The 23,029-nt window shown below is 65.7% G+C and carries 21 protein-coding genes; 11 read left to right on the top strand and 10 right to left on the bottom strand.

Features of this window, described 5'->3' with window-relative positions; translation table 11 throughout:
• The first annotated feature begins 59 nt into the window (after positions 1 to 59).
• From ACGFH6_RS29785 to ACGFH6_RS29775, 3 genes are all read left to right on the top strand, one after another.
• Positions 60 to 1,748: a thiamine pyrophosphate-binding protein gene (locus ACGFH6_RS29785; RefSeq protein ID WP_393390641.1), complete on the top strand. Its 1,689-nt coding sequence runs from the start codon at positions 60 to 62 to the stop codon at positions 1,746 to 1,748.
• A 29-nt stretch (positions 1,749 to 1,777) separates the two neighbouring features.
• Positions 1,778 to 2,611: a 2,3,4,5-tetrahydropyridine-2,6-dicarboxylate N-succinyltransferase gene (locus tag ACGFH6_RS29780; RefSeq protein WP_393390639.1), complete on the top strand. Its 834-nt coding sequence runs from the start codon at positions 1,778 to 1,780 to the stop codon at positions 2,609 to 2,611.
• A gap of 232 nt (positions 2,612 to 2,843) precedes the next feature.
• Positions 2,844 to 3,131, top strand: a complete 288-nt coding sequence (locus ACGFH6_RS29775; RefSeq protein ID WP_393390637.1) for a hypothetical protein — start codon at positions 2,844 to 2,846, stop codon at positions 3,129 to 3,131.
• A 660-nt stretch (positions 3,132 to 3,791) separates the two neighbouring features.
• On the opposite strand, the gene ACGFH6_RS29770 is transcribed toward ACGFH6_RS29775, so the two are convergent.
• Positions 3,792 to 4,187: a PadR family transcriptional regulator gene (locus ACGFH6_RS29770; RefSeq protein WP_393390636.1), complete on the bottom strand. Its 396-nt coding sequence runs from the start codon at positions 4,185 to 4,187 to the stop codon at positions 3,792 to 3,794.
• A gap of 42 nt (positions 4,188 to 4,229) precedes the next feature.
• Positions 4,230 to 4,376, bottom strand: coding sequence for a hypothetical protein (locus tag ACGFH6_RS29765; RefSeq protein WP_393390634.1), 147 nt, complete (start codon positions 4,374 to 4,376; stop codon positions 4,230 to 4,232).
• 432 nt (positions 4,377 to 4,808) lie between these two features.
• Between ACGFH6_RS29765 and ACGFH6_RS29760 the strand changes: the two genes are divergently transcribed.
• The 7 genes from ACGFH6_RS29760 (at position 4,809) to ACGFH6_RS29730 (ending at position 12,378) form a co-directional block, all read left to right on the top strand.
• Positions 4,809 to 5,069, top strand: coding sequence for a ferredoxin (locus tag ACGFH6_RS29760; RefSeq protein WP_393390632.1), 261 nt, complete (start codon positions 4,809 to 4,811; stop codon positions 5,067 to 5,069).
• Positions 5,070 to 5,136: 67 nt separating this feature from the next.
• Positions 5,137 to 5,415 (top strand): hypothetical protein, encoded by a 279-nt coding sequence (locus ACGFH6_RS29755; RefSeq protein WP_393390630.1) that lies wholly within the window; start codon positions 5,137 to 5,139, stop codon positions 5,413 to 5,415.
• 52 nt (positions 5,416 to 5,467) lie between these two features.
• Positions 5,468 to 6,910 carry a PLP-dependent aminotransferase family protein gene (locus tag ACGFH6_RS29750; protein ID WP_393390629.1) on the top strand — a complete coding sequence of 481 codons (1,443 nt, stop codon included), beginning with the start codon at positions 5,468 to 5,470 and terminating at the stop codon, positions 6,908 to 6,910.
• A 199-nt stretch (positions 6,911 to 7,109) separates the two neighbouring features.
• A complete protein-coding gene (locus ACGFH6_RS29745; protein ID WP_393390628.1) occupies positions 7,110 to 8,543 on the top strand; it encodes a helix-turn-helix domain-containing protein in 1,434 nt (477 codons plus the stop codon).
• Between the two features lie 432 nt (positions 8,544 to 8,975).
• Positions 8,976 to 10,127, top strand: coding sequence for a heterodisulfide reductase-related iron-sulfur binding cluster (locus tag ACGFH6_RS29740; RefSeq protein WP_393390626.1), 1,152 nt, complete (start codon positions 8,976 to 8,978; stop codon positions 10,125 to 10,127).
• A 327-nt stretch (positions 10,128 to 10,454) separates the two neighbouring features.
• Positions 10,455 to 11,480 carry an IucA/IucC family C-terminal-domain containing protein gene (locus ACGFH6_RS29735; RefSeq protein ID WP_393390624.1) on the top strand — a complete coding sequence of 342 codons (1,026 nt, stop codon included), beginning with the start codon at positions 10,455 to 10,457 and terminating at the stop codon, positions 11,478 to 11,480.
• A 661-nt stretch (positions 11,481 to 12,141) separates the two neighbouring features.
• Positions 12,142 to 12,378, top strand: a complete 237-nt coding sequence (locus tag ACGFH6_RS29730; RefSeq protein WP_393390622.1) for an enoyl-CoA hydratase/isomerase family protein — start codon at positions 12,142 to 12,144, stop codon at positions 12,376 to 12,378.
• Between the two features lie 26 nt (positions 12,379 to 12,404).
• Here ACGFH6_RS29730 and ACGFH6_RS29725 read toward each other — a convergent pair whose 3' ends face one another.
• From ACGFH6_RS29725 to ACGFH6_RS29715, 3 genes are all read right to left on the bottom strand, one after another.
• A complete protein-coding gene (locus tag ACGFH6_RS29725) occupies positions 12,405 to 12,851 on the bottom strand; it encodes an SRPBCC domain-containing protein (protein ID WP_393390620.1) in 447 nt (148 codons plus the stop codon).
• 318 nt (positions 12,852 to 13,169) lie between these two features.
• Positions 13,170 to 15,077 (bottom strand): ABC transporter substrate-binding protein, encoded by a 1,908-nt coding sequence (locus tag ACGFH6_RS29720; RefSeq protein WP_393390618.1) that lies wholly within the window; start codon positions 15,075 to 15,077, stop codon positions 13,170 to 13,172.
• Between the two features lie 799 nt (positions 15,078 to 15,876).
• Positions 15,877 to 16,203: a hypothetical protein gene (locus ACGFH6_RS29715; RefSeq protein ID WP_393390617.1), complete on the bottom strand. Its 327-nt coding sequence runs from the start codon at positions 16,201 to 16,203 to the stop codon at positions 15,877 to 15,879.
• A gap of 53 nt (positions 16,204 to 16,256) precedes the next feature.
• Here ACGFH6_RS29715 and ACGFH6_RS29710 point away from each other — a divergent pair, with 53 nt between their 5' ends.
• On the top strand, positions 16,257 to 16,532 hold the full coding sequence (locus ACGFH6_RS29710; RefSeq protein ID WP_393390616.1) for a hypothetical protein: 276 nt from the start codon (positions 16,257 to 16,259) through the stop codon (positions 16,530 to 16,532).
• Here the strand turns inward: ACGFH6_RS29710 and ACGFH6_RS29705 are convergent.
• From ACGFH6_RS29705 to ACGFH6_RS29685, 5 genes are all read right to left on the bottom strand, one after another.
• Complete coding sequence (locus ACGFH6_RS29705; protein WP_393390615.1) at positions 16,499 to 17,062, bottom strand: helix-turn-helix domain-containing protein; 564 nt, start codon at positions 17,060 to 17,062, stop codon at positions 16,499 to 16,501. The genes ACGFH6_RS29710 and ACGFH6_RS29705 overlap by 34 nt on opposite strands.
• A gap of 540 nt (positions 17,063 to 17,602) precedes the next feature.
• The gene (locus tag ACGFH6_RS29700; RefSeq protein WP_393390613.1) at positions 17,603 to 19,729 is read right to left on the bottom strand and encodes a dipeptide ABC transporter ATP-binding protein; all 2,127 of its coding nucleotides are present in this window, start codon (positions 19,727 to 19,729) and stop codon (positions 17,603 to 17,605) included.
• A 13-nt stretch (positions 19,730 to 19,742) separates the two neighbouring features.
• Positions 19,743 to 20,933, bottom strand: coding sequence for an ABC transporter permease (locus tag ACGFH6_RS29695; RefSeq protein ID WP_393390612.1), 1,191 nt, complete (start codon positions 20,931 to 20,933; stop codon positions 19,743 to 19,745).
• Positions 20,923 to 21,906 (bottom strand): ABC transporter permease, encoded by a 984-nt coding sequence (locus ACGFH6_RS29690; RefSeq protein ID WP_393390610.1) that lies wholly within the window; start codon positions 21,904 to 21,906, stop codon positions 20,923 to 20,925. The genes ACGFH6_RS29695 and ACGFH6_RS29690 overlap by 11 nt, the downstream gene beginning before the upstream one ends.
• Before the next feature lie 16 nt (positions 21,907 to 21,922).
• The gene (locus tag ACGFH6_RS29685) at positions 21,923 to 23,029 is read right to left on the bottom strand and encodes a heterodisulfide reductase-related iron-sulfur binding cluster (RefSeq protein WP_393390608.1); all 1,107 of its coding nucleotides are present in this window, start codon (positions 23,027 to 23,029) and stop codon (positions 21,923 to 21,925) included.

The raw sequence follows: 23,029 nt of genomic DNA, 5'->3' as shown, positions 1-23,029 counted from the left end.
AGGGTACGAGATTGCAGAATCGCTTTACGATATCGTACTCCGTTAGTAATGTGGTGGATATGACGCGAGCCGCTCCGTTGAGCCGAGACCTGCTGATGCGCTACCTGGAGCACCAGGGTGTCGAGTACATCTTCGGTAATCCGGGCACCACCGAACTGCCGTTCGTCGATGCCTGCGACGCCCATCCGACCATCCGGTACGTGCTGTCGCTGCACGAGGACGTGGCCGTCGCCCAGGCCACGGGGTATGCCCGCGCCTCCGGCAAGATCGGCGTGGTAAACCTGCACGTCGCACCCGGCCTAGCGCACGGACTAGGTAACCTGTACAACGCCTTCCGGGCGCGGGTGCCACTTCTCGTCACCGCCGGACAGCAGCACACCGGCCTGATGATCCAGGACCCGATCCTGACCGCCGACCTCGCTGGTATGGTGCGGCCGTTCACAAAATGGGCCTACGAGGTCACTCGTCTCGACGACCTGCCGATCGCGCTGCAGCGCGCGTTCAAGGAGCTGACGACCCCGCCGTACGGCCCGGTCTTCCTCTCCTTTCCGATGAACATGCTGCTGGAGGAGCAGGCGGACCTGCCAACCGCGCGGATCAGCCGGGTTGCCCCGGTTTGCCCCGACCAGTCCGGGATCGACGAGTCCGCCGCGATCCTGTCCGGGTCGAGCATGCCGATCGTCATCGCCGGCGACGGTGTCGGGCACTCGGGCGCCTGGGACGAGATCACCGCCCTGGCCGAGGCCATCGGCGCCCCGATCTACTCCGAGGGCTACTCGACGCTCTGGAACTGTCCCTCGGATCACCCGCTGTTCTGCGGCCCGATGCCGAACCAGTCCGCGGCGATGCGCAACCGCTTCGAGGACTTCGACACCGCCGTTCTGTGCGGCGTCACCTCGCAGGCGCCGGTGTCCCGGTATGACAACGGTGGCCCCCTGGTGCCCTGGCGGCTACGCACCATCGCCGTAGACGACAGCCCTTGGGAGATCGGGAAGAACCAGCCGGTTGAGGTCGGGCTGATCGGCGAGGTGAAGGGCACGCTCGGCCGGCTCGTCGAGGCACTACACCACACACCCGTCGCGTCGACCGTCCTGGCTGCACGAACGGACGCGGCACGAGTTACTGCCGCAGAGCGGATCCGAAACTGGGAGTCGAAGGTGGAGACCGCCCGGTCGGCCACCACGATCTCGCCGACACTGGTTGCCGCCGAACTGCGCGATCTGCTCCCGGACGACGCCGTCTTCGTCGACGAGTCGATCTCCAACCGCCCGTCATTCGTCAACGTACTGCGATTCGGAGACCCGCTGTCCTACTTCGCTGCCAACGGCCTGTCGCTCGGCTACTCCGCCGGCGTGGCGTGCGGGATCAAGATGGCACAGCCCCAGCGCCAGGTCGTCAACGTCGTCGGTGACGGCTCGTTGATGTACTACCCGCAGGCGCTGTGGAACGCCGCACACGAGGAGATACCGGTCCTGTTCGTGGTGCTGAACAACGGCGAGTACCGGGTGCTGAAGCAGATCGTCGACCGGATGGGCGGTCCGTGGGGCGAGAGCACAGACATGCCGGTCAGCCTGAACATCGAGAAGCCGGCGATCGACTTCGTCAACCTCGCCAGGTCGCTGGGTCTCGAGGCGGAGCGGGTCAGTTCCCCGGCCGAGCTGCGGCCGGCCCTGACCCGCGGCATCGACTCCGGCGAGGCCTATCTGGTCGAGGTCATCGTCGAGCAGACCTACCGCGAGTCCGCGTGACCTCGCCCGAGCTGACAGGAGACACACCGATGACGATGACGCAGGAGCGCACGAAGCTGCGGACGCTGATCGAGGAGGCGACCGCAGATCCGCACTGGCTCGAGTCCGCCGCACACCGGGCGGCGGTCGAGGACACCATCGCGGCGGTCGACCGCGGTCGGCTGCGGATGGCTGAGAGGACCGGCGACGGATGGACCGTGAACGGCTGGATCCAGCAGGCGATCCTGCTGTACTTCCAGCTGACCGAGATGCAGACGATGCACGCGGGACCGATCGAGTTCTACGACCGGATCCCTCTCAAGCAGGACCTCGCCGAGCAGGGGATTCGGGTGATCCCGGGTGGCATCGCCCGATACGGCGCACACATCGAGCCCGGAGCGGTGCTCATGCCGGGCTTCGTAAACATTGGGGCGTACGTCGCCTCCGGATCGATGGTGGACACCTGGGCGACCGTCGGCAGCGGTGCCCAGATCGGCCGCAACGTCCACCTGTCCGGCGGTGTCGGTATCGGCGGAGTTCTCGAGCCGGTCGGCGCCCGGCCGGTGATCATCGAGGACGACGCCTTCATCGGCTCGCGCTGCATCATCGTCGAGGGGGTCATCGTGGAGGAGGGCGCTGTTCTCGCATCCCAGGTCTCGCTGTCCGCCTCGACCCACATCATCGACGTGACCGGCGACGAACCGGTGACCCACAAGGGCCGGGTGCCGGCCGGGTCCATTGTCATCCCGGGCACGCGGCCGAGGGCATTTGCAGCCGGGGAATTCGAGGTGGCGTGCGCCCTGATCATCGGCCGGCGCAACGAGCAGACCGATCAGAAGTTGCAGCCGATGGATGCCGCCCGCGCCTTCGGATTCTCTGTGTGAGGACCACATGACACGGGAGCCGCTGCTCGCCGGTTCCCGCGCAGTCGTGTTCCGGTCTCCTTCCGGACGACCACCCGGCGCGTCGAGGGGCCCGAGACCGTACCTGACCGACTGCTGCCGGGCCGCGAACAGGTCCCAGCATCAGTGACCCCCTCCCGTCCGGTCCAGCCGCCGCCTCCCCTCCTGGGTGGCGGCTGGACCCATGCCAGCAACACCGACAGGACGGTTAGCCATGGTGCGACGCACCGGTTGCCTCGCCGGCGTTCTCATCGCGATCGCGACCGCATTCGGACTGTGGTGGCTGGTCGCCAGCCACCTCGGCACGGGCGACGACGGGCCTATCGGATTCCCCCATGCGCTCCCTCACGGAGGCCTGATGCTGTACGACTTCCTGTACTGGACTCTCCTCGGCGCATGTGTGGCCGGGGGAATCCCGCGGATGCTGGCGGCCTACGGCAAGTTGCAGCTGGGCCTGCCTGCGATTGCACCATGTTCCTCGGATGGCACCCCAACAGCCTGATCCTGTTCATCACCGGCGCAGCGTCAATCGCCGTCGCGGTGTTTGGTCCGTGGCCACGGCGCTGCTCCCCAGATACCACACGGCGTCCGATCGGTATGCCGCGCCGCTGCCGAATCGTCGCGATTGCGATCCGTCGGGGGCACGTGCGGGCAGTCCTGTCAGGGGCGCCGGAAATGCGGTCCTCGAACAAGTACGTCCGGTGCCAGAGGTTCTGGACCGGCAACGTACCGGACAACCGCAACCCCCGGCTACCACTCAATCGTGTCCTGCAGCGAGCCCGGCGTTCGTCGAGACCACCCACTGCGAGGACTTCCCGATCCCGATCCCGATCCCGATCGCCAGCCGTAGCGCCGCCCACGGATGCTAGATACAGATTGCGTCACAATGGCCAGCGCAGCTTCCAAGAGATCGCGACCGCTCGGCTAGATATGCCAGGTGATGGCCGCTCGTGGCAGCAGGACGCCGGCAGCGATGTCTTGGGCCGTCGTCGTCGCGCTCCGCGCGGACAGCGCTCGTCCGATGGCTCCGCGGTTGCCGCGACGCGACCACGCAATCAGCTCCCGAGCTCGTCGATCTGACCCAGCACGCCGTCTGCAATCAAATCCCGTATGATATCGAATCATGATATCGTACTGTGATTTTATCGCCTGACATCGTCAGTCAGCCAGACGTGAGACGTTTCTCGAGAATCTCGGCGTCGCCTTCGTGGACGACCTCATTGACCAGCTCAAGCGCCTTCAGCCGGGCCTCTTTCAGCGCCCGGCGACCCAGTGGCGTGATGGTGTAGTACTTGCGCACTTTGCCGTTGACGACATGGTCCTCGCGCTCGAGAAAGCCTTCTGCGGTCAGATTGTGCAGCAGCGGATACAGGGTCCCCCACGACAACTTGTAGCCGTGGTGCTCCAGCTCCGCAGAGATTCCCGAGCCGTAGATGGCTTCGATGCTCGCATGGTGCAGCACGTGAACACGGACAAATCCGAGCATGAGGTCGCGGAACATCTTGGAGTGCAACTCCACGGCCTCGTGAACCTCTTCAGGAGCCTTCTTCTTCGCCATAGGTCACCGCATTCTCGAATATCGATATCCGCACAGGGTAGGTTACACGTGACCCAGAAGCCGATCCACCGCGATGCACCCGCCTAGTCGGTCAACGAACAGCGACAACTCCAGAATCTCGAACATCGCCACGCCGCCATCGGTGAAGTTGAGCAGCCCGACCGCGCCGAGTGCCCGCTGTCCGGCCACCCGGCTGACACACTTCGGGCACGCCGGGCTCGGTGGCTGCCCACGTGGGAGACCGTCCCCATGGCTCGCCGAACCTTCTCGGTGTGACGGCATCCCGAAGGCCCGCGCCGCCCAGTTCGAGCAGGCTACCCGGCGGTGTGGCGATCTCCGACGCCGGCGGCCGGCCGAGGTTGTGCACGGCTTCTGATGCACCGACCACCCGCGACCCGGGCGAGGCTCGCGACCTGGTCGCCTTCGGTCGGCGTGACAAAGGGATTGCCGTCATTACCGCTCGAGAAGTAACGCACCGCCAGCACCCGGAGCCAGTTCGGTGAACCGGTCGAGCAGGCCTCGGCAATATCACATCGGCCCTCATCTAGGCCTTCCTCCAACCTCCGCCCTTCTAGTATCATATCACGATAACGTTACCCGAGATGACGAGGAGGTGGCGCGATGGCGGACGTTGCGTCCAGCGATCTCACCGAGCGCACGATCGGCGACCTGACTCTGCGCATCGACCGTTCCTTGTGCGTCGGCTTCGCCCAATGCATCGACGAGTCCGAACTGGCCTTCGTGATGCCAGACGAGGACGACGTGGTCAGCTTCAACCGGCCAGAGGACGAGACTCGCGACCGGCTGCTGCAGGCATGCCGAGCCTGTCCGGTCGAGGCACTCGTCGTACTCGATGCCGAGGGCAACCAGCAGGTCCCATGACAGCCGTCATCGACGACGACCGACCGTCGACGCGGTCATCGCGGGACCGGACGACCGGATGGGCAGGATGTGCCTTGACTGGCTTCCAGACCCGGACATCGACATGGTGACCGGCCCACGCCGCGCTGGTGGTGTCGAGGGTGACGTCGGCGTCGGTGGCATGCGTCTGCCCGGCGTGCGGTCGCGGCACAAGACCGTGTTCTCCGGCGACCAGGAGCTGTTGATCATCCGGCACGAAGACTTCGGCCCTACGGCGTACGCGCCGCTGGCGGCAAGGTGCGCAAGCGGTGCGATGCGGCCTGGGGGCACCGGCCTGACAGCGGCATCGAGGCCGCGATGGGCCTGACCCACGGCTAGCTGGAGCGCAGCACGTGAATATCCCGATTAGCGTCGACCGAATGGCAGCCGTGCCGATCCACCGTCAGTTGTACGACGTTCTTCGTACCGCAATTCTCAGCGGCAAGCTGGCGCCCGGCAGCCGGGTGGCGTCCAGCCGGCAGCTGGCGCGACAGCTCCACGTCGCACGCACCACGGTGATGACTGCCTTCGACCAACTCATCGCCGATGGCTACCTCGAGGCCCGCCACGGTGCCTGGACATCCGTCGCGCACAACCTACCTGCCGACCTGACGTTCGAACGCGGGCGGCTCCGGTCGTACTCGGCAGACGCCACACCGCGGATCACAGCGCGCGCAGCAGATCTGGTGGCACGGTCGGCAACGTTCACCGCGTTCCAGGACGACGTCCCGTACAACTTTTGCCGCCCGTTCATGCCTGCCGTCGACGTGTTCCCGGCGAAGCAGTGGCGGCGGCTGGTGATCGAGCACTGGTCCAGGTCGACTCCAGATGACCTGGCCAGGGTCAACCCGGTCGGCGTACCAGCACTGCGCCACGAACTAACCGGACACCTCCGGACGACCCGCGGCATCGACTGCGACCCCGGCCAGATCATCATCACGACGGGCAGCGAGCAAGCGGTCGATGTATTGGCCAGGATCATGCTGGAGCCAGGTGATCGGGTCGCGATCGAGGAGCCCTCGAACGTCACAGTCCGGCAGTTGTTCCGGTCGCACGGGGCGGGGCTGGTGCCAGTGCGGATCGACCGTGACGGTCTCGTCGTCGACGACCTGGTCCATGCGCCGGGTCGGCCACCCGTGCTCGTTCACGTCATGCCGGCGCACCAGTATCCGACCGGGGTGATGCTGACCCTGCGGCGCCGACTGGACCTGCTGCAGTGGGCGCGGCAGTACCGCGCGCTAATCGTCGAGGACGACCATGCCAGCGAATACAGCTACGAGGGCGCAACTCTCGAATCGCTGCAGGCGCTCGACTCCGCCGGCGTAGTCGCGTATGTGGGCACGTTCACCAAGATGCTCAACCCGTCGATCCAGATCGGATACCTCATCGTGCCTCCGTCGCTCATCGCTGCGGCCCGGGCAGCGCACCGGCTGGCGACACGGCAGGCAGAGACGGTGCAACAGCACGTGCTCGCACGATTCATGCACGAGGGCGGGCTGACACGCCACCTGCGGCGATTGCAGCGCGTCCATAGGTCCAGGCGCGACACACTGATGCAGGCTCTGCACGAAACCTTCGGCGACGACGTGGTGATCGGGCCGGCCACGTCGGGTCTCCAGTTGCACGTCCGATGGCCCGGGCGTTCGGTCACTACCGAGGTCATGGACGAATGGCAGCGTGTGGGCGTCGCCGTCGGCGCCGTACGGCCCCTGTATCAGCGGGCGGTCGCTGCCGACTGTGGGGTGGTGATGTCGTTCGCCAGCCTGCACGAGGCGCAGATCGTCGCCGGGGTGGCCATTCTCGGCAAGGCGCTCGGCGCCTGACTGGACTGGTCGGAGAGATCCGTAAGTGGCAGTGGGCACCGGCCTGCTGAGCTCCTACCGTCGAAGGGCAAGCCAGTTGCCGCGTCGAGAGATGACCCGAACGCACCTGGCGGCAGCGCTGATCCCGATCTAAGATATCGACTGTCGATATGTGCACGCCGACATTGCGCCGCGCATGTGTACATCGTAAGGAGACGCAGTGACCGAACCGCTGATCGCCAACAATCTCAAGGCGGAACGCGTCGCCGCCGGCTTCGCCACGGTCGAGGAGCTGGCCGAGCGGGCCGGCATCGATGCGGCCTGGTGCTCCTACATCGAGGACGGCAAAGTGCTCGCGACTCGGGAGGAGTACCAGCGGCTGCTCGACGCCCTCGGCGGTATCCCGGCCAACCGGATCTACGAGCTGACCTGGCGTCAGCTGACCTTGATCGACCAGGACGGCCCGATGCCCAGCATGGAGTGGGCCACCGAAATGTGGCTGGGCTACCGGGACGCAGGCCACCTACTAATGGCTCGGGACGAGCTGAACTTCTATGACAAGCAGCCTGGGCTGGATCACCAGGCCGAGGTGTACCTCAACATGAGCTGCGGGACCCAGCGCAGCCCGCACCTACTGCAGGACACCGTCAGCGTGTTCGAGGCACTTGGCATCAGTTTCGTCGCCGCGGCAGGCCCCGGTGCCGCATGCTGTGGCAAGCCGATCGCCATTGGCAAATCGGAGGAGTCCTTCGAGCGCCACCGGCAGAGCCGGCTCGACCGCTCCCAGGCCTGGGGTGCGACGACGCAGGTGAACTGGTGCGGTGCCTGTCAGCAGACCGGGACCGCCGCCGCGGCCCGGCACGAACTCGCCGACGGCCTCGTGTCCCCGGTTCGTGAAATCCAGCTCATCCCGTTCTTGGAGGAACGGATCCGCGCGCTCGGCGACAAGGTGCCGTGGAAGCAGGAGGTACGCCGCCGGGTCATCGCCGAGGGACATCCCGGTAACAGCAACGTGCACTATCACGCTCAGCAGGTGATGCCGCGGCTGCTGTCGATGGTGCCCGGCGTCCAGGTGATGGGATACTACGACGGCTGGTGGGAGCTGAGCCCGTGTGCGACCTTCGGGCTGGAAGGCTCGCGCCCGCCGGCCTGGACCGAGCGCCCGGAGACGCCGGCGGAGCTCGACGACCATCGAGCCCGACTCGCGGCGGACATCCGAAGGCGTGGCGGGGACACTGTCAGCACGATGCACTTCAACTGCCACCAGATGTGGTCGCGGTACGCCACCGAAGGGATGGACGTCGTACACGCCATCTCGATCCTGGCCGAAGCGCTCGACTGCACTCACCCCGACAGGTTCCAAGACGCGGTCCAGCACGGTGATCCGCAACGCCTGGTCGAGGAATCCCGGCCGCGCTGGCAGTCCTGGGGCATGACCGAGGCGCGGGCGACCCAGATGGCGCGGTCGATCTGCGATCAAGCCGCCGGGACCAACTATGCCAACGAAGGGCTGGACGATGCGGACGGGCAGTCGTACGCGATGACGCGGCGGGTGAACGCCGGCTCGTTCTGCGGAGGCTGCGGTGGTGGCGGGTGCCAGACGCACGGCAACCCCTCCCGATCGATGGCGAGCTCACATAACCGAGCGAGCTGATCCGGCGACGCTGACCGCGACGGCTCATGCGAGAGGAGTACCACGTTTGCCGTTGCTCCTGGCGCCCGGGTGTTTGTGACCGGCGCATGGGTGCGATCGATGGTTTGGCGCGTCCGACTTGCCGCGCACAGGCAGGTAGGCCGACAGCCTGGTCACGACCCCGACTGCGTTGACCTGGTCCGGATCCTGGGTGCCGGGATCGCCACGCAGGAACCCGCGTACCTGCCGAGGGCGGCGTACGACGCGATCCTCGAAACTAGCCCCGCCGACGCGGGGGTGTCGACATACGAGGGCTCGTCACTGGCGAAGGCCCGTACATGGCGACCGCGCACGATGAGTCGCGGATTCCCAACGACAGAATCATCATGTGATATCGCTCTTTGATATCATAGCCGTGAGAGATCAGACGTGGATGATGGAGGTACAGCGGATATGAGCAACCAGTCGCCGGACGAGCCCAGGGTCTCCGACATCACCTTCCAGGAGTTCTACTTGGCGATGGTGGAGCGCGAACGCCTGCAGGTGTCACGAGAGGAGGCGGTCTGGACAGAGGACGGCGGTCCGCCGAAGCGGCAGGTCGAGGTACTGCTGAACTTCGGCTGTAACGTGCGGCAATCCCCGCATTTGCAGCGGGAGGCGGTGGCTGTCCTCGAGGTGCTCGGCGTGGACTTCGCCGCGGTGGCCGGGCAGAAGTACTGCTGCGGCAAGATCTACAAGGCCTACGGTTTCCAGGAGTCGTCGACGCAGATCATCAACAAGTCGGTCCAGCGCCTGGCGGCCTACGAGCCGCAGCGCACCCTGCAGTGGTGCTCTGCGTGCGAGATGCAGTTCACCGACGTCGTGCACTCGAACGAGGAGTACGACTTCAAGTCCGAGGGCTTCGCGGCGTTCCTAGTCGAGCGGCTCGAGGAGCTGGGCGACAACGTTCCGTGGCAGTCGGACGTCGACCTGTCTGCGCTCGTGCACGGTCACCTCGGCGAGCACCCAGTCCGCGACGCGCATCCGCCGATCGTGATGGACCTGCTGCGGCGAATCCCCGGTGTGAAGGTACTCGGCTACGCGAAGTCACCGGCGCTCGACCTGTGCGACAACGCCGGACCAAAGATCGCAACAATCGGCACCGAAGAGTACCGCAGAGCCCAAGCCGAACTGGAGGGGTTCCTGGCTGAGGAGGGCGCTGACGCGCTGGTGACGATGTACCACGGCTGCACGCGCGAGCTCAGCAAGTTCGCCAGCCAAAGTCTCAGGATCGAGCACTATGTGTCGCTGCTCGCCCGGGCGCTTGGTGTGGGCAAGCCGGACCGCTTCTCGGAATACTGGCGGCTCGCCGACCCACAGAAGGTGATGGAAGCCTCTCGACCGAACTGGTCCACGTGGGGCATCACTGAGCAGGAGGCGTTGCAGCTCGCGCACAAGTACTTCGTGCCCAGTTATGCGGTGAACGTGCCCGACTGCCCATGCAACGGTGCGTGCACCGCGACTGGGGCAGCCTGGCTGATGCCGCAGAGCAAGGCTGCGAACAGCGGAGGCGGAATGGGGGCAGCGGCAGCCAAAGTCCTCCCCCGGCCGGCCGGCCAGAGCTGACCGATCCGATCGCGTCGGAGTGTTGTGCGGCAAGCAGGGCGCGCCGATCCCTACGAGCACCCCGCCCCTCGGCGCTCCTCAGGCTGCGGGTGGCGCCCAGCCCATGGACAGCCGCTGCGCCAGCGGAGCGAACGTCTCCGTCCGGTCCTGATTAATGACACCGTAATAGTGCCGATCCACATCGGGCCGATCGCGTCGGCAGAGAGCAGGTTCTTGACATGCAGGGCGAACCTGAGCCGCGCATCGCCGACATATCTTGATCTAGCATATCGATAACAAATTTCGATACCACTACCGTATATTCCGCCGGAGGCAGGTGTGTTGCTTGTGACGGGCAACGATTCGAGCAACGTGGACTGGCGTGAGGGCATCATGCAGCGTGCCAACCAGCTCGGGCGGTACGTCGCGGGGCGCTTCCTCGCGGCCGCCGGTCCGGGCGACGAGGCGATCCCGGCCGCCCGCTTTCTCGACGACGACTATCTCGAGGACTGCATGACCCAGGCCGCCGGCGCAGAGGCCGCCGCCTCCATCGCAGCCGGGCACACGGGTCCCGCCGCCCTGGAGATCCATGCGGGGGCGTCCCGATTCGTGCGCCACTACGCCGTATCACTGTCGGTCCCTACGCTCATCGGGATGGCCGAGGGGGTCGGGCTCGACGCGTCACCGGCACAGTGCACGCTGGTCATGTGGAAGGGCATTCCATATCGGATCATGCTCTCCGGTAGTGAGGTTCTGCATTGTGCGGTGCGTCCGGCATCATGGCCAGGTGGTGAGAGCCGGGCTGTGAAGTCGCTGGATGAGTTCCGGGCTGAGGTGGGACGACGGCTGTACGGTGAGCACCTCGCACCGCTGATCGCTCGGGTCGCCGCAATCACCGGGATCTCCGCCTCGCTGCTATGGACCAACGCCGCCGAAGCGGTCGCCATGATCTCGGAGTCGGCGCTGGAGTACCTCGGCGACGAAGCCGCCCGCCCGTACCTGGAAGACCGCCGAGCGCTCCTCGATGCCGATCGCCTGCCCGGCCTCGACGATGTCGAGAATCCGATGGAAGGCCGGATGCACTGGATCGCGCTGGACCGTGACACCTACCCGTACGGGCTCGAAACCAGGAGCCTGTGCTGCCTCACCTACATGCTCGACGACCGGCTCGGACGGCTGTGCAGCAACTGCCCGCACCTCCCGGACGATGAGAAGCTCGCTCTGCTCCTGGAACGGCACGATGCACCGGTCGGCGGACCGAGCGGCGAGGCCGAGCAAAAGGCGATCCAGCGCGGTCTGCAGCGGCCGTCGATGCGCCGTGCGCTGCGGGCGAAGGAATCCCGGTCCATCGACCAGCCCCGGCCCGATGAGTGACGACTCTCGGTACGCCGGCGAACCCACTCTCATCTGCCCCCGAGCCAGATTCGATGTCTATCCAGGCGCCCGAACGCTGGCGGCACCCAACCGCTCGTGCAGCTGGTCGGCTACTCACGAGCACTAGATATAGGACTGACAGAGGCTGCTGACAGTCCGGGTCTCTGAATCTAGGTAGACTGCGTGACTGAACGAGAACTTGAGCGGCGGGCCAGACACAAGCTTGCGGTCCTCAAACACGTCGAGGAGGTCTGCGGCAGTGTCGCGGCGATCTGCGGCGCGTGGCTGCGGGACTAACCCGAACTGCCGGGCGCACCAGCACCCTTGTCGACGTGCAGGCCGTCGCGCCAGATCAGCTGAAGATCCGCCCTTCTGGCGTGTGGCGGATCCTGCACCGAGCCAGCCTGAACCGATTGCCGGCCTGACAGCGTTAGATGCGCCGAGAGACCCGCTGGGATCACCACAAGAAGCAGCCTCCAGGCCAGCAATTGCAGGTCGACGTCAATTTCATCGAGCTCTTAGGCCGGCAGGGCATGCGGAAGCGGTACTGCCAGGACACCTCCATTGACGGCTGCGAGTACTTCGCGCCCACCCACGCAATGACCAGCAGACAGCGATCGCGTTTGTCGTACAACTGGAGCTCTGCGCGACCACCCGGTGGGTGGAGGCGGACGAGGCGAAGGAGCTCGGTCTGGCGAACATCGTCGTACCGCCGGAGGAGCTCGCCGGGACGGTCAAGGATCTGACCGAGGCGCTGCTGTCGCCGCTGCCAGGAGCGATCCGCGAGACCAAGGCATTGCTCCTCGGTGCCGCGGACCGTTCCTACCAGGACCAGCTGAAAGCCGAGCGGGAGGCCCAGGAGCGCCGGCTCAAGGAGCTCCTGGCAACCCTGGCCTGAGGCCTAGTGCCCTGCGTCGGAGAGCACTAGTGCCAGTTGCTGATCTGTACGTCGCGGGGAGCGGGGTCGCCCGTACCGGTCTCGACGTACTTCTTCAGGCTCAGCAGGTACGAGTCCCACTTGGTGCTGCAGTGGTACATGAACTCGACCGGCTCCTTCCAGCCTTCGTGCTTGAACAGGACGATCGTGTAGTCGTCGGTCGTGCTGAGGTCGAAGCGGACCTCGGTGCCGACCCATTCCTCGGGACCGTGCACGACCTCCCAGCGGACGAGTTCGCCGGGCCTGGTCTCCAGCACCTTCATGCCGAACGAGCCGCCGGCGACGGGGAAGTGGAAGTCGATCACGCCGCCGACGGAGTCGTCGCCTTGCGTGTCGTCGGTCCACCAGCCCGCGAGGCCGGGGATCGTGGTGAGGGCCTTGGAGACGTCCTCGGGGGACGCCGTGATTCCGACGCGGTGCAAGATGTCGACCATGGGAGTGCCTCTCGTTCAGGTGTCTGTGCTGCGTTGAATGGATTCGGCGATCCGCTCCTCGTCCTGCGGACGTTCGCGGTTGTAGTGGTCGCAATCGTGCCGATGTCGACCAGTCGTCGTCCTGAATCTCGGAGACCAATCCCTCCAGCGTGGAATGCGGCCCAGCCATCGGCCGCCAGCACAGTCAGTCCGCGTCAGTCGCGGCCGTCCTATCACTGCCATCTCGACCTGTCGATGCCGCGCGCAACACTGCCGAGAGCGAGGGCGTAACGCCGCGCGAGTCGCGTCTACGTTACTTGCCTAGGACAACGAAGTGACTCATTTGTGGTAAAACGTCATCGGGAGCGAGTTGAGGGGGGTGGCGAGCCTACTGACCGAGTTCACCATCCTGGCAGGGACGTTCCCAAGGTCGTTCTTTGCCAGATGAACGGCGGCTCCGGCCAGTCCAAATCCGAGCACTCCGATAGTGAACACCTGGTCGGCGCACAGCTTGAAAAGCTCCTGGCCCATGCGGTTTCGCTCGGCCTCGTCGGCTACCGAATCGGCCTTAGTGTAGAGATCCATGGCGTCTTTCAGCGCCTGCAGCGACGCCGGAGGTTCGACGCCGGCCTTTCCGTCGGAACCGAACCATCTGCCGTACGGAATCCCAATCATGCCAGCGTAGGCGTTCGTCACCAGCGGAAGCAGACCCGACGACGTCGCGAGGAACGGATCGTCGACGCCTTGGAAGAAGCCGGAGATCATTAGCTCGTTGGCCACGGCACGCTGGATGAGCAGTGCCGGTGAGATTGACCGGACCGTGAGGTCGATACCGATCTTGGACCACTGCCTCTTGATCATCTCACCCATACCGGTGAAGTCCATGCGACCATCGGTGGACTGGTAGTCCAACTGGATCCGGCCCCTGCCGTCCGCCCGCCGTCGATAGCCGGCGCTGTCGCGTTGCGTCAGACCAAGCTTGTCCAGGAGTTGGTTGGCCTGATCCGGATCGTACGTCGCCCACTTGGTCCGCCACTCCGGACCAGGGAAGTACGGGCTGTCATCCGGCGGGATCGTCGCTGACGGCTTGCTGAGTCCTAGGAAGAAGGCCTCGTTGATCTCATCGCGCCTGATCCCCAGCGACAACGCACGCCGGAAGTCTGTCGTCCGCAGCAGATCCCCGATGGCATTGTCCTCGGCGTAGGCAAGGTTGATCCGGATCGTATAGTCCATGTCACTGCTCGGCGCCCGGTGGATCGTGTATTGACCCTTCGGCTGATTCTGCAGCAAGACCGGCAGGCTCGACGTGTCGAGCTGTCGGTCTTGCACGTCGTAGTCGCCGGACCCGGCGTGCAGCACGACCACCTCACGGTTCTCGACGTTGCTCATCGTGATCTTGCCGATGTACGGTAATTGGTTCCCGTCAGTGTCGACCCAGATGCTGTATGGGTTGGCCGACAACTCCCATGGCGGTGTGTTCATTGGCCTCGTCGTTACCCACGGCGTCGTCGAGGGCAGCTCAGGATTCGTGTACCACTTGCATCGATCTTGGAAGTACGTAACCCAGCCCTTGAAGCCGGCCGCCTTCGCGGCCCGATCGACAGTGTCGACGGACGAGTACTTCGGGTGGAACCTCGAGAGGTAGTGCTTCGGCGCGTAGGCTCCGCTGCCGACCGACAAGTAGCCAGCTGCGAAGGTGAGATCAGCACCCGCGGCAAACCGACCCGGCAGGAACGGATTCGGCTCGCCGGCCACGTACTGCACGGTGAAATCGTCGATCTTCTTCACCAGCACACGCTGGCCACCTGAGAAAAGTAGCTTTGTGCGCACGCCGAGATCAGGATGGAGGTCGATGTCCTCGGACCAGAACAGGATGTCATCCGCGGTCAACGGCTCGCCGTCGGACCATCTCATCCCCCGGCGCAGGTGCAAAGTCAGGACCTTCTGGTCGGCACTCATCTCGAAGGCCCGCGCGATGTTAGGGATCACCTTCTTGCCCTGCGCGTCGAAGTACAGCAGGTTGTCCGGACCCGAGGCCAGGGTCATTCCGTTCTGGATGTCACCGGTGCCGATGAAGGCCCGCCGGATCACACCGCCGTATTTGCCGGTCTCGTGCACAGGCTTGATGACGAGCGGATCCCTGCCGATCCGATCGGCCACCTTCGGCAACGCACCACTGGCCACCTGCTGGGCGAACTCGGGTGACTCCTTGAACACCTTCGGGAACTGTGCCGGATCGGTGATCACCGTCCCGGACTCGATCGGCGGGAACCCGCCTACCGACGAGCCCTTAGGAGTGGCTCCACCGGATCCTGGCCCACTCTTGCAGGCGGCGAGCAGCATCGCGCCACCACCGATGACGAGGCCACCTTGCAGCACCTCACGACGACTACGCCCCGCCGCCGACCCAGCTGACACGTTCATGCGATTCCTTCGTCTCTCTAGATCCTATTTGGCATCGGTGCCGCGTCCCGGATGAGCTACACGTGATCGGTCAGGCTCGGGACTTGGCAGGCGCCGGTCAGGCGCTGACCTCCGAAGGCGATATCGGGTCACGGTATCGCACCATGAATCAACCGTCAACGAATGATGCCGAGATCGCCCGGGCGGGCGTCACAGCGGGTCGCCAGCCGTCGAGGGACTGTTCGACGACGTCGGGATCCGCCCACGCCAGGCCCGTGCGAACCTGGCCGACGTGGAATATCCGACACCCTCAAGGTCGTCGATGAGCAAGACTGATACCACCCGGGTCCTCTACGTCGCTGCACGCCGCCCTTGGCCGGATAGGCCTTGTGCGGCGCGCGTATCGCCACCCAGCAAGCGGTCATGAATGCTGCACTCGCCGGCCTCCTTCTGAAGGAGCGGGCGCATCATCCACCCCGGCCCGTGCTCAGAACCAAGGAGCGAGTCATAGCTACAGACCCACGGAGTCCGTCAACATCACTGTCTGGATCGCGATGGCTACCGCGCCGATCTCTTGGGCACCAGACGAATCCTCGTGCCGGATCGTCAGCAGCCCGTCATCGTCGGTGAAGATGATCCCGCATCAGGAGATGGGCGCAGCCATTTGGTGCACACTCTTGCGCACCGGTACGCAGCCCCCGCGGCCACCGTGCGCGCCGTCCACACGGACGGTCCGTCCGGCTTGCCTCGCGTGCCGGGCAGGACCGAGTCGAGGTGCCCAGGACGGTCCTGCCACCACCGCCACCGGCATCGCGTCGTACGCCGCCTCGAAATCGCCGCCAGCGAATGAGTCCCCGAGTCCGAGTGGGCAGGCCAGTTCGAAGCTCACGTCGACCTCGGACCGGCGCTCGTACAGCGACTCGACGACGCGCCGTTCCGCGATCTTTCCTGGCTTGACGACCAGAATCACCCTCCAGGAAGTTTGCCGCTGGCAACAACACGTCGCTGTGCCTGCCCGTCGGTGTGTGGAACAGCTCCGCCTGGGCAACGAACCCCAGCTGCCTGAACGGATCGGTCGCCGGCGCGCCGTTCGCTGGCACCCTCTCCACGGATCGGATCGAGGTCGTCACCGGTCGCGGTGAGTCGCCGACCGCCTTGCTGATCAGGCCGGACGGGTACGTCGCCTGGGCCGCAGACCACGACGGTATCGCGGAGCAGGAGGGCCTGCGTACGGCGCTGGCCCAGTGGTTCGGCGTACACGCGGATCAGGAACGGCCCTTGACCAGCGCGACCAGATAGCGGCACGGAGCCGTCGCCGGATTGTGCAACTTGGTCGGCGTCGGCGGCCCGAGCTGAAGGCAGTCGCCGGTCAGTAGATCGTGGATCACCGGGCCCTCGTGGAAACGGAGATGGCCGTCGAGGATCCAGAGCTGCTGGTACTTGAAGATGTAGGCGTCAGCCGGATACGAGACCGAGGCACCGGGCGGCAACTCGACCTCCACCAGCTCGAGTGGGCCGTCGGTGATTGGCGACACCGCGCGGCGGTGATACCCGGTCATCGGATCCGTCCACACCGGTTGGTCGGCAGCGCGGCGGAGCAGGTCGCCGGTGTTCTCGGCACGGGCGACCAGCTCGGACAGCGTCATACCGAGGGCACCGGACAGCCGGCCGAGCAGGACCGCGGTCGGCTGCGCCTCGCCCCGCTCGATCTTGCCGATCATCGCGCGCGACACCCCGGACCGATCGGCCAGCGCGTTCACGGACAGGTCCTGCGCGACCCGGGCAGCCTGCACGGTCGCGGCCAGCGAAGCGGAGAGTTCGTCAATCACGCTTACATCCCAACGCCTTGACCCAATCTTATCGATGTATGATATCGCCAGGTGAGTCCAACCGCGCGGAAGCGAGCAGGCGACTCTCTCGAGGGCACTCGGCGATGCGAGAGGGCAAAGCGGTCGGCGGTGCCGTCTTCGAGCACGCTGGCATGCCGCCCGCGACGCCGCCCTGCTCGCTGATCAGCTGGTCTGGGCCGACCTCAGACGTATCCCCCGGCACTAGGAGTCGCGAAGTTGGGCGGACGAGGCGTCCAGACCGCAGGGCGTCAGCCTGCTGATGATCGCGATCGACCTCTCTGTCGCCATGCCGTTCGCCGAGTACAGGTCGCGGGGATGACCAACTGGTCGACCGGATCCACCATAGCCGCCCCTGCGGCGGGCTCGGACCGACCGTCGGTTCCGGGGGAACGCAGTGCCACACGGATGGCCCGACGCGCGAAGCCGATGGCGTACCGATCCCGTCGGCGCTGTGGACCGAGCTCACCGCGATCGGTGACGAGGCCGGGATCACCCGTAGGACCTGCGCTGGCTGATGTCTCAGCTCACCATGCCGACCAGATCGAGCTCCTTCGCACGATGACAGCGCGCCATACGGCCAGGCGCGACTTCCTCCCAGTGCGGGCGTTCCACCTTGCACTTGTCGATCGCGAATGGGCAGCGCGGGTGGAAGTAGCAGCCGGATGGCGGGTTCGCCGGGTCGGCGATCCTTCCCTTCGGCGGCACGAACTCCGTGCGGGCGGCCGGATCGGGTCGCGGTACCGCCGTGAGCAGGGTCGAGGTGTACGGGTGCAGTGGCTTGTGCACGACCTCGTCACGGCTGCCGAGCTCGACCATCTGACCGACGTACATCACGGCGATCCGGTCGCTGATGTGCTTGACCACGCTGATGTCGTGCGACACGAAGAGGTACGTCAGGTCGAGCCGGTCCTGCAGCTCCATCAGCAGATTGAGGATCTGCGCCTGCACGGACACGTCGAGCGCCGACACAGGCTCGTCCGCGACGATCAGGCGGGGGTTCAGCGCCAGTGCCCGGGCTATGCCAATGCGCTGCCGCTGTCCGCCGCTGAACGCGTGCGGGTAGCGGCGCATGTATTCGGTGCGGAGACCGACGAGGCCGAGGAGCTCGGCGACCCGGTCGGCCCGTTTCTTCTTGTCGTGTACGCCGTTGACCAGCAACGGTTCGGCGATGAGGTCGAGCACCGTCATTCTCGGGTTCAGCGAGGAGAACGGGTCCTGGAAGATCATCTGCAACTCGGACCGTAGCGGCCGGACATCGCGCCGGCGGAGCCCGGCCAGGTCGACAACATCACCCCCCGACTTACGGAACCTGATCGTCCCCGAGTCGGGATCGAGGGCACGCAGGATGGCCCGCGCCGTCGTCGTCTTACCAGACCCGCTCTCGCCCACCAATGCAAGCGTCTCGCCAGTGTGCAGCTCGAACGACACCTCGTCGACTGCCCGCACCTGACCGCGCACCCGGTTCAGCAGGCCGGAGCGAATCGGAAAGAACTTCGAGAGGTGGTCCACCTCGAGTAGCAGTGGGCCTCTGGTCCGCTCGGCCGGCACCGGCACGATCTCGTCTGTGGTCTGCTCGGCGGACGGCCCGAACTCGACCAGCGGCAGCGGCATCGCCCGGCCACTCTCGACCGCCCCGTTGTACAGGTGGCAGAAGACCTCGTGCCGCGTGCCCACGACCTGGCTGCCCGGCTCGGTGGTGTCGCACACCCCCGCAACCGCGTGCCCGCAGCGAGTGTTGAACGCGCAGCCCGAGGGCCGGTTGAACGGATGCGGGATGGAGCCCGCGATCGTGGGCAGCTTTCCCCGGGCGGCGCGCTGGGTGCTCGGGATCGAGCTCAGCAACGCCTGGGTGTACGGGTGCCGGGGAGACCGGAAGATTTCCTCCACAGGCCCCTGCTCGACCACCTTGCCGAGGTAGATGACCAAGACCTCGTCGGCCATCTCGGCGACCACGCCCAGGTCGTGCGTGATTAGCATGATCGCCATCCCGGTCCGGCCCTGCAGGTCCTTGATGAGGTGCAAGATCTGCGCCTGGGTGGTGACGTCCAGTGCGGTGGTTGGCTCGTCGGCGATCAGCAGCCGGGGCCGGCCAGCCAGCGCCATCGCGATCATCGAGCGCTGCCGCTGGCCACCGGACAGCTGCCACACATAGCGGTCGATGATGTTCTCCGGCTGTGGGAACCCGACGTTGCGCAGCAGGTGTATCGAGCGCTCGCGGGACTCCTTCTTACCTGTCCCGCAGTGCAGCCGCACTGCCTCGATGATCTGCGAGCCCACCGTGTGCACGGGGCTGAACGAGCTCATCGGCTCCTGGAAGACCAGGCCGATGTCGCCGCCGCGGACCTGGCGCATCTCCTGGCCGTTCCGCGGCAACTTGGCGAGGTCGACCCATCCGTCGTCGCGCTTCAACAGGAGCTCCCCGTCGATCACCTTCCCGGGCGGATCGATGATTCCCAGCAGGGACCGGGCCGTGATGCTCTTGCCGCATCCGGTCTCGCCGACGATGCCCAACGTCTTGCCGCTGCTGACGTCGAAGCTGACACCGTCCACTGCCCGAGTGGTGCCCTCGTCGGTGACGAAATGCGTCCTCAGGCCCCGCACCGACAACAGCGTATCGTCGTCCGGTGGGACCAGATCGACGGTCACCGGGGCTACCTTCTCAACTGTCATAAGGGTCCGCCGCATCTCGCAGTCCGTCTCCGAGGAAGTTGAAGGCAAGGATGGCGAGGATCACCGGGATGACCGGGAACAGGAGCCACGGTGACAGCGCCAGCGCCTGGACGTTCTGGGCCTGCTGAAGCATCACGCCCCACGAAATCGCCGGCGCCCGCAGGCCGAGTCCGAGGAAGCTCAGCGAGGTCTCGGCGACGATCATCAGCGGTAGCGCCAGGGTCGTCGCCGCGATGATGTGACTGGCGAACAACGGCACCATGTGGACGAAAATCACCCGCCGCGGCCTGCTGCCCACGAGTTCGGCCGCGGTCACAAAGTCCTCGCCGCGGATCTGCATCATCCGGCCGCGCACGACCCGCCCCAGCTCTGTCCAGCCGATCAGCGACAAGATCAGGGTCATCGCGAAGTACACCTGCTGCACGCTCCACCCCTTGGGCATCGCCGCCGCCAAGCCCATCCACAATGGAATGATCGGGATCGAGCGCAGGATCTCGATCAACCGCTGGATGATCGTGTCGAGAACCCCGCCGTAGTAGCCGGAGACACCGCCGAGCAGTACCCCGACAACGATGCTGAGCGAAACACCAGCGATGCCGATCAGCAGAGACGTCCGGGTGGCGACCAGCAGCCGCGAGTAGAGGTCGCGGCCCTGTTGGTCGGTGCCGAAAAAGGCCAACGCGTTCTCGGATGGGACACCGTTGGTTCCGATGATGTGCCGGTCCGTCTTGAACAGGCCAAGAAACTTGTACTCGTACCCGCGCGCGAACAAGGTGACAGGAATCTTCTGGGCCGGATCCACAGTGTAGACCCGCTGCAAGCTGATCGGATCCCGCTCACTGCGGACTCCGTACACATGCGGTGATAGTCCCCCGTCGAACAGATGCACCGACTGCGGCGGCAGCAACGACCGCTGGCCGTCGCTCGCGAGCGGGTCGGAGGTGGCGAGGAAGTCTGCGAACGCCGCGACGAGGTAGAAGAGCAGCACCACCACGGCACCCGCCATGGCCAGCTTGTGCCGGCGGAACCGCCACCAGATCAGCTGCCGCTGGCTGGCGACAGAGACTCGCTCCTCGTCCTTCGCCTCCGGGCTGGAGTCCGGCAAGCCAGTCGGCTGCTCGTCCACCGTGCTCGGCTCGGTCTCCACCGCGCTCGTAGTGGCCGTCACGTCATCGGGCATGGCGAATCCTCGGGTCGAGCCACATCAGGACAAGGTCGGATATCAGCGTGCCGATGACGGTCAGTACGCCGAGCATCAGCACGATCGCACCGGCCAGGAACATGTCCTGGGCCTGTAGTGCCGCCAGCAGCAGCGGCCCGACCGTCGGCAGACTGAGCACGATCGAGACCACGACCGCGCCAGAGACGATCTGCGGGAACAGGAAGCCAATCGAGCTGGCGAACGGGTTCAGCGCCACCCTGACCGGGTATTTGGCGATCAGCCGGCGCTCGGACAGCCCCTTGGCGCGGGCGGTCACCACGTACGGCTTCTTCAACTCATCGAGAAGGTTCGCGCGCATGACTCGGACCAGTTGCGCCGTACCGGCGAGCCCCAGCACGATCGCCGGCACCCACAGATGTTGCAGCAGGTCGGCGGCCTTGGCGATGCTCCAGGGCGCAGTCTCGAACTCGGCCGAGTACAGTCCGCCAACATTGGCATCGAGCACAGCGAAGCCGAAGTACATGACGATCAGGGCGAAGAGGAAGTTCGGGATCGCGAGTCCCAGGAACCCCAGGAATGTCAGGGCGTAGTCACCGAGGGAGTACTTGCGCACGGCCGAGTAGACCCCAATCGGCAACGCCAGCATCCAGGTGAAAGCGATCGCAACCAGCGAGACGACCACGGTCGTCGGCAAGCGGTCACCGATCACGTCCGCGACCGGCCTGTTGTAGTCCAGTGACACGCCCAGATCACCGTGCAGCAACGAGCCGAGCCATTTCAGGTACTGCACGTAGATGGGCTGGTCGAGCCCGAACTGCGCCCGGATCTGTTCGGCCTCCGCCGAGGCGGCCGCACCGGAGTCGGCCAGTCGGGCCAGGTAAGTCGTCGCGAAGTCTCCCGGTGGGAGCTGGATGATGGCGAAGCTCAGCACTGAGACTGCCCAGATCGTGAACAGGCCGAGGAGCATTCTGCGTCCGACGTAGCTCAGCATCGTTTCACCATTCCCATCAGACGCCCTGCCCGCTACTTCCGGCCACTGGCGCGGTCAGCCTGAGCTGTTGTCCGGATCCGCTGCCGCAACCGGCTCCGCCGCAGTCGCAGTGGTGCAGGTCTGCGGCATACCTCGGCACGAAGTGCCGGGTCGCGGCTTCGAGGGCCTCCTGTTCGGTCAGCCCCCACGATTGCCACTCCGGCCTGGCCTGCTCGACGACCTCGGCCGGATCACCCAGGTGCCAGTAGGTCGTGAAGCGATCCGCGTAACCGACGCCGAGCGCCTCGGCCAGCACGGACATCCACTCGCGGACCGCGAGCCGCCGGCTGGAGAGCTTCGACCATTCCATCTGGCATCTGTGGTAGGCCGTCACCACCGTGTCCACGCCCAGGGCCCGCCCCTGGCCCTCGAGTTCGGCTACGCAGAGGCGGTACTGCGTGCTGTCGAGCGCGTTGAGGACGCTCACCGCGGTAGGCCCGGTGAGGTCACAGGGCGACCCTGCCGACGGGGGCTGGATCGCCCCGGCGTACTCCACTCCTGGGATCATATCCAGGATCGCCAGGATGTAGCTCAGGTCGGTCCGCTGCTGCGGGTGGTCATCGTGCGCATGGATTGCGAACCGGGCAGGGACCTCATACTTGAACGGAACCGCGTCACCCAGCTCGCGTAGCCGCTCGGCCACGTAGCGCGTCACGTGGACGACGTCGAACGGGGCGTCGGTCTGCTTGCTGATCACGTCCTGGTACTGGATCATGCACGCTCCGCACCATTGCACCGTGGTCTGCGGCTCATATCGCACAATGCGCTCGTACGACTTGGCCGAGATCCGGGCCGCCGCCTCGTCGCTGCCACCGAGCCGCTGGAACGGCCTGCCGCAACAAAACTGTCGTCCGGTCACCGCGACGTAGTCGATCCCGAGTATCTCGAAGACAGCCGTAGCCTCGAGCATCAGATGCGGAGTGTGTTGCACCGCGCAGCCGAACGCCAGCAGAGCCTCGACCGGCCGGTCCGGCTCGGCGAAGGTCTCGGTCCAGCGCAGGTCCTCGCGCCGCACCAGCAGCGATTTGCTCTCGCGCATAGCGTCGTAGAAGCCCCTGGCGTCGAACCCGATCGGGTCGATCAT

It is taken from the genome of Kribbella sp. NPDC049227 (assembly GCF_043197265.1).
Taxonomy (GTDB): domain Bacteria; phylum Actinomycetota; class Actinomycetes; order Propionibacteriales; family Kribbellaceae; genus Kribbella.
This window is presented reverse-complemented; position numbering and strand designations above follow the sequence as displayed.

Bases quoted from the DNA above. Each gene is read 5' to 3' on its own strand.
- ACGFH6_RS29740 (WP_393390626.1), top strand. From the start codon at position 8,976: ATGAGCAACCAGTCGCCGGACGAGCCCAGGGTCTCCGACATCACCTTC.
- ACGFH6_RS29685 (WP_393390608.1), bottom strand. From the start codon at position 23,029: ATGATCGACCCGATCGGGTTCGACGCCAGGGGCTTCTACGACGCTATG.
- ACGFH6_RS29725 (WP_393390620.1), bottom strand. From the start codon at position 12,851: ATGGTCGACATCTTGCACCGCGTCGGAATCACGGCGTCCCCCGAGGAC.
- ACGFH6_RS29785 (WP_393390641.1), top strand. From the start codon at position 60: ATGACGCGAGCCGCTCCGTTGAGCCGAGACCTGCTGATGCGCTACCTG.
- ACGFH6_RS29770 (WP_393390636.1), bottom strand. From the start codon at position 4,187: ATGGCGAAGAAGAAGGCTCCTGAAGAGGTTCACGAGGCCGTGGAGTTG.
- ACGFH6_RS29775 (WP_393390637.1), top strand. From the start codon at position 2,844: ATGGTGCGACGCACCGGTTGCCTCGCCGGCGTTCTCATCGCGATCGCG.
- ACGFH6_RS29780 (WP_393390639.1), top strand. From the start codon at position 1,778: ATGACGATGACGCAGGAGCGCACGAAGCTGCGGACGCTGATCGAGGAG.
- ACGFH6_RS29755 (WP_393390630.1), top strand. From the start codon at position 5,137: ATGTGCCTTGACTGGCTTCCAGACCCGGACATCGACATGGTGACCGGC.
- ACGFH6_RS29750 (WP_393390629.1), top strand. From the start codon at position 5,468: ATGGCAGCCGTGCCGATCCACCGTCAGTTGTACGACGTTCTTCGTACC.
- ACGFH6_RS29695 (WP_393390612.1), bottom strand. From the start codon at position 20,933: ATGCCCGATGACGTGACGGCCACTACGAGCGCGGTGGAGACCGAGCCG.
- ACGFH6_RS29760 (WP_393390632.1), top strand. From the start codon at position 4,809: ATGGCGGACGTTGCGTCCAGCGATCTCACCGAGCGCACGATCGGCGAC.
- ACGFH6_RS29690 (WP_393390610.1), bottom strand. From the start codon at position 21,906: ATGCTGAGCTACGTCGGACGCAGAATGCTCCTCGGCCTGTTCACGATC.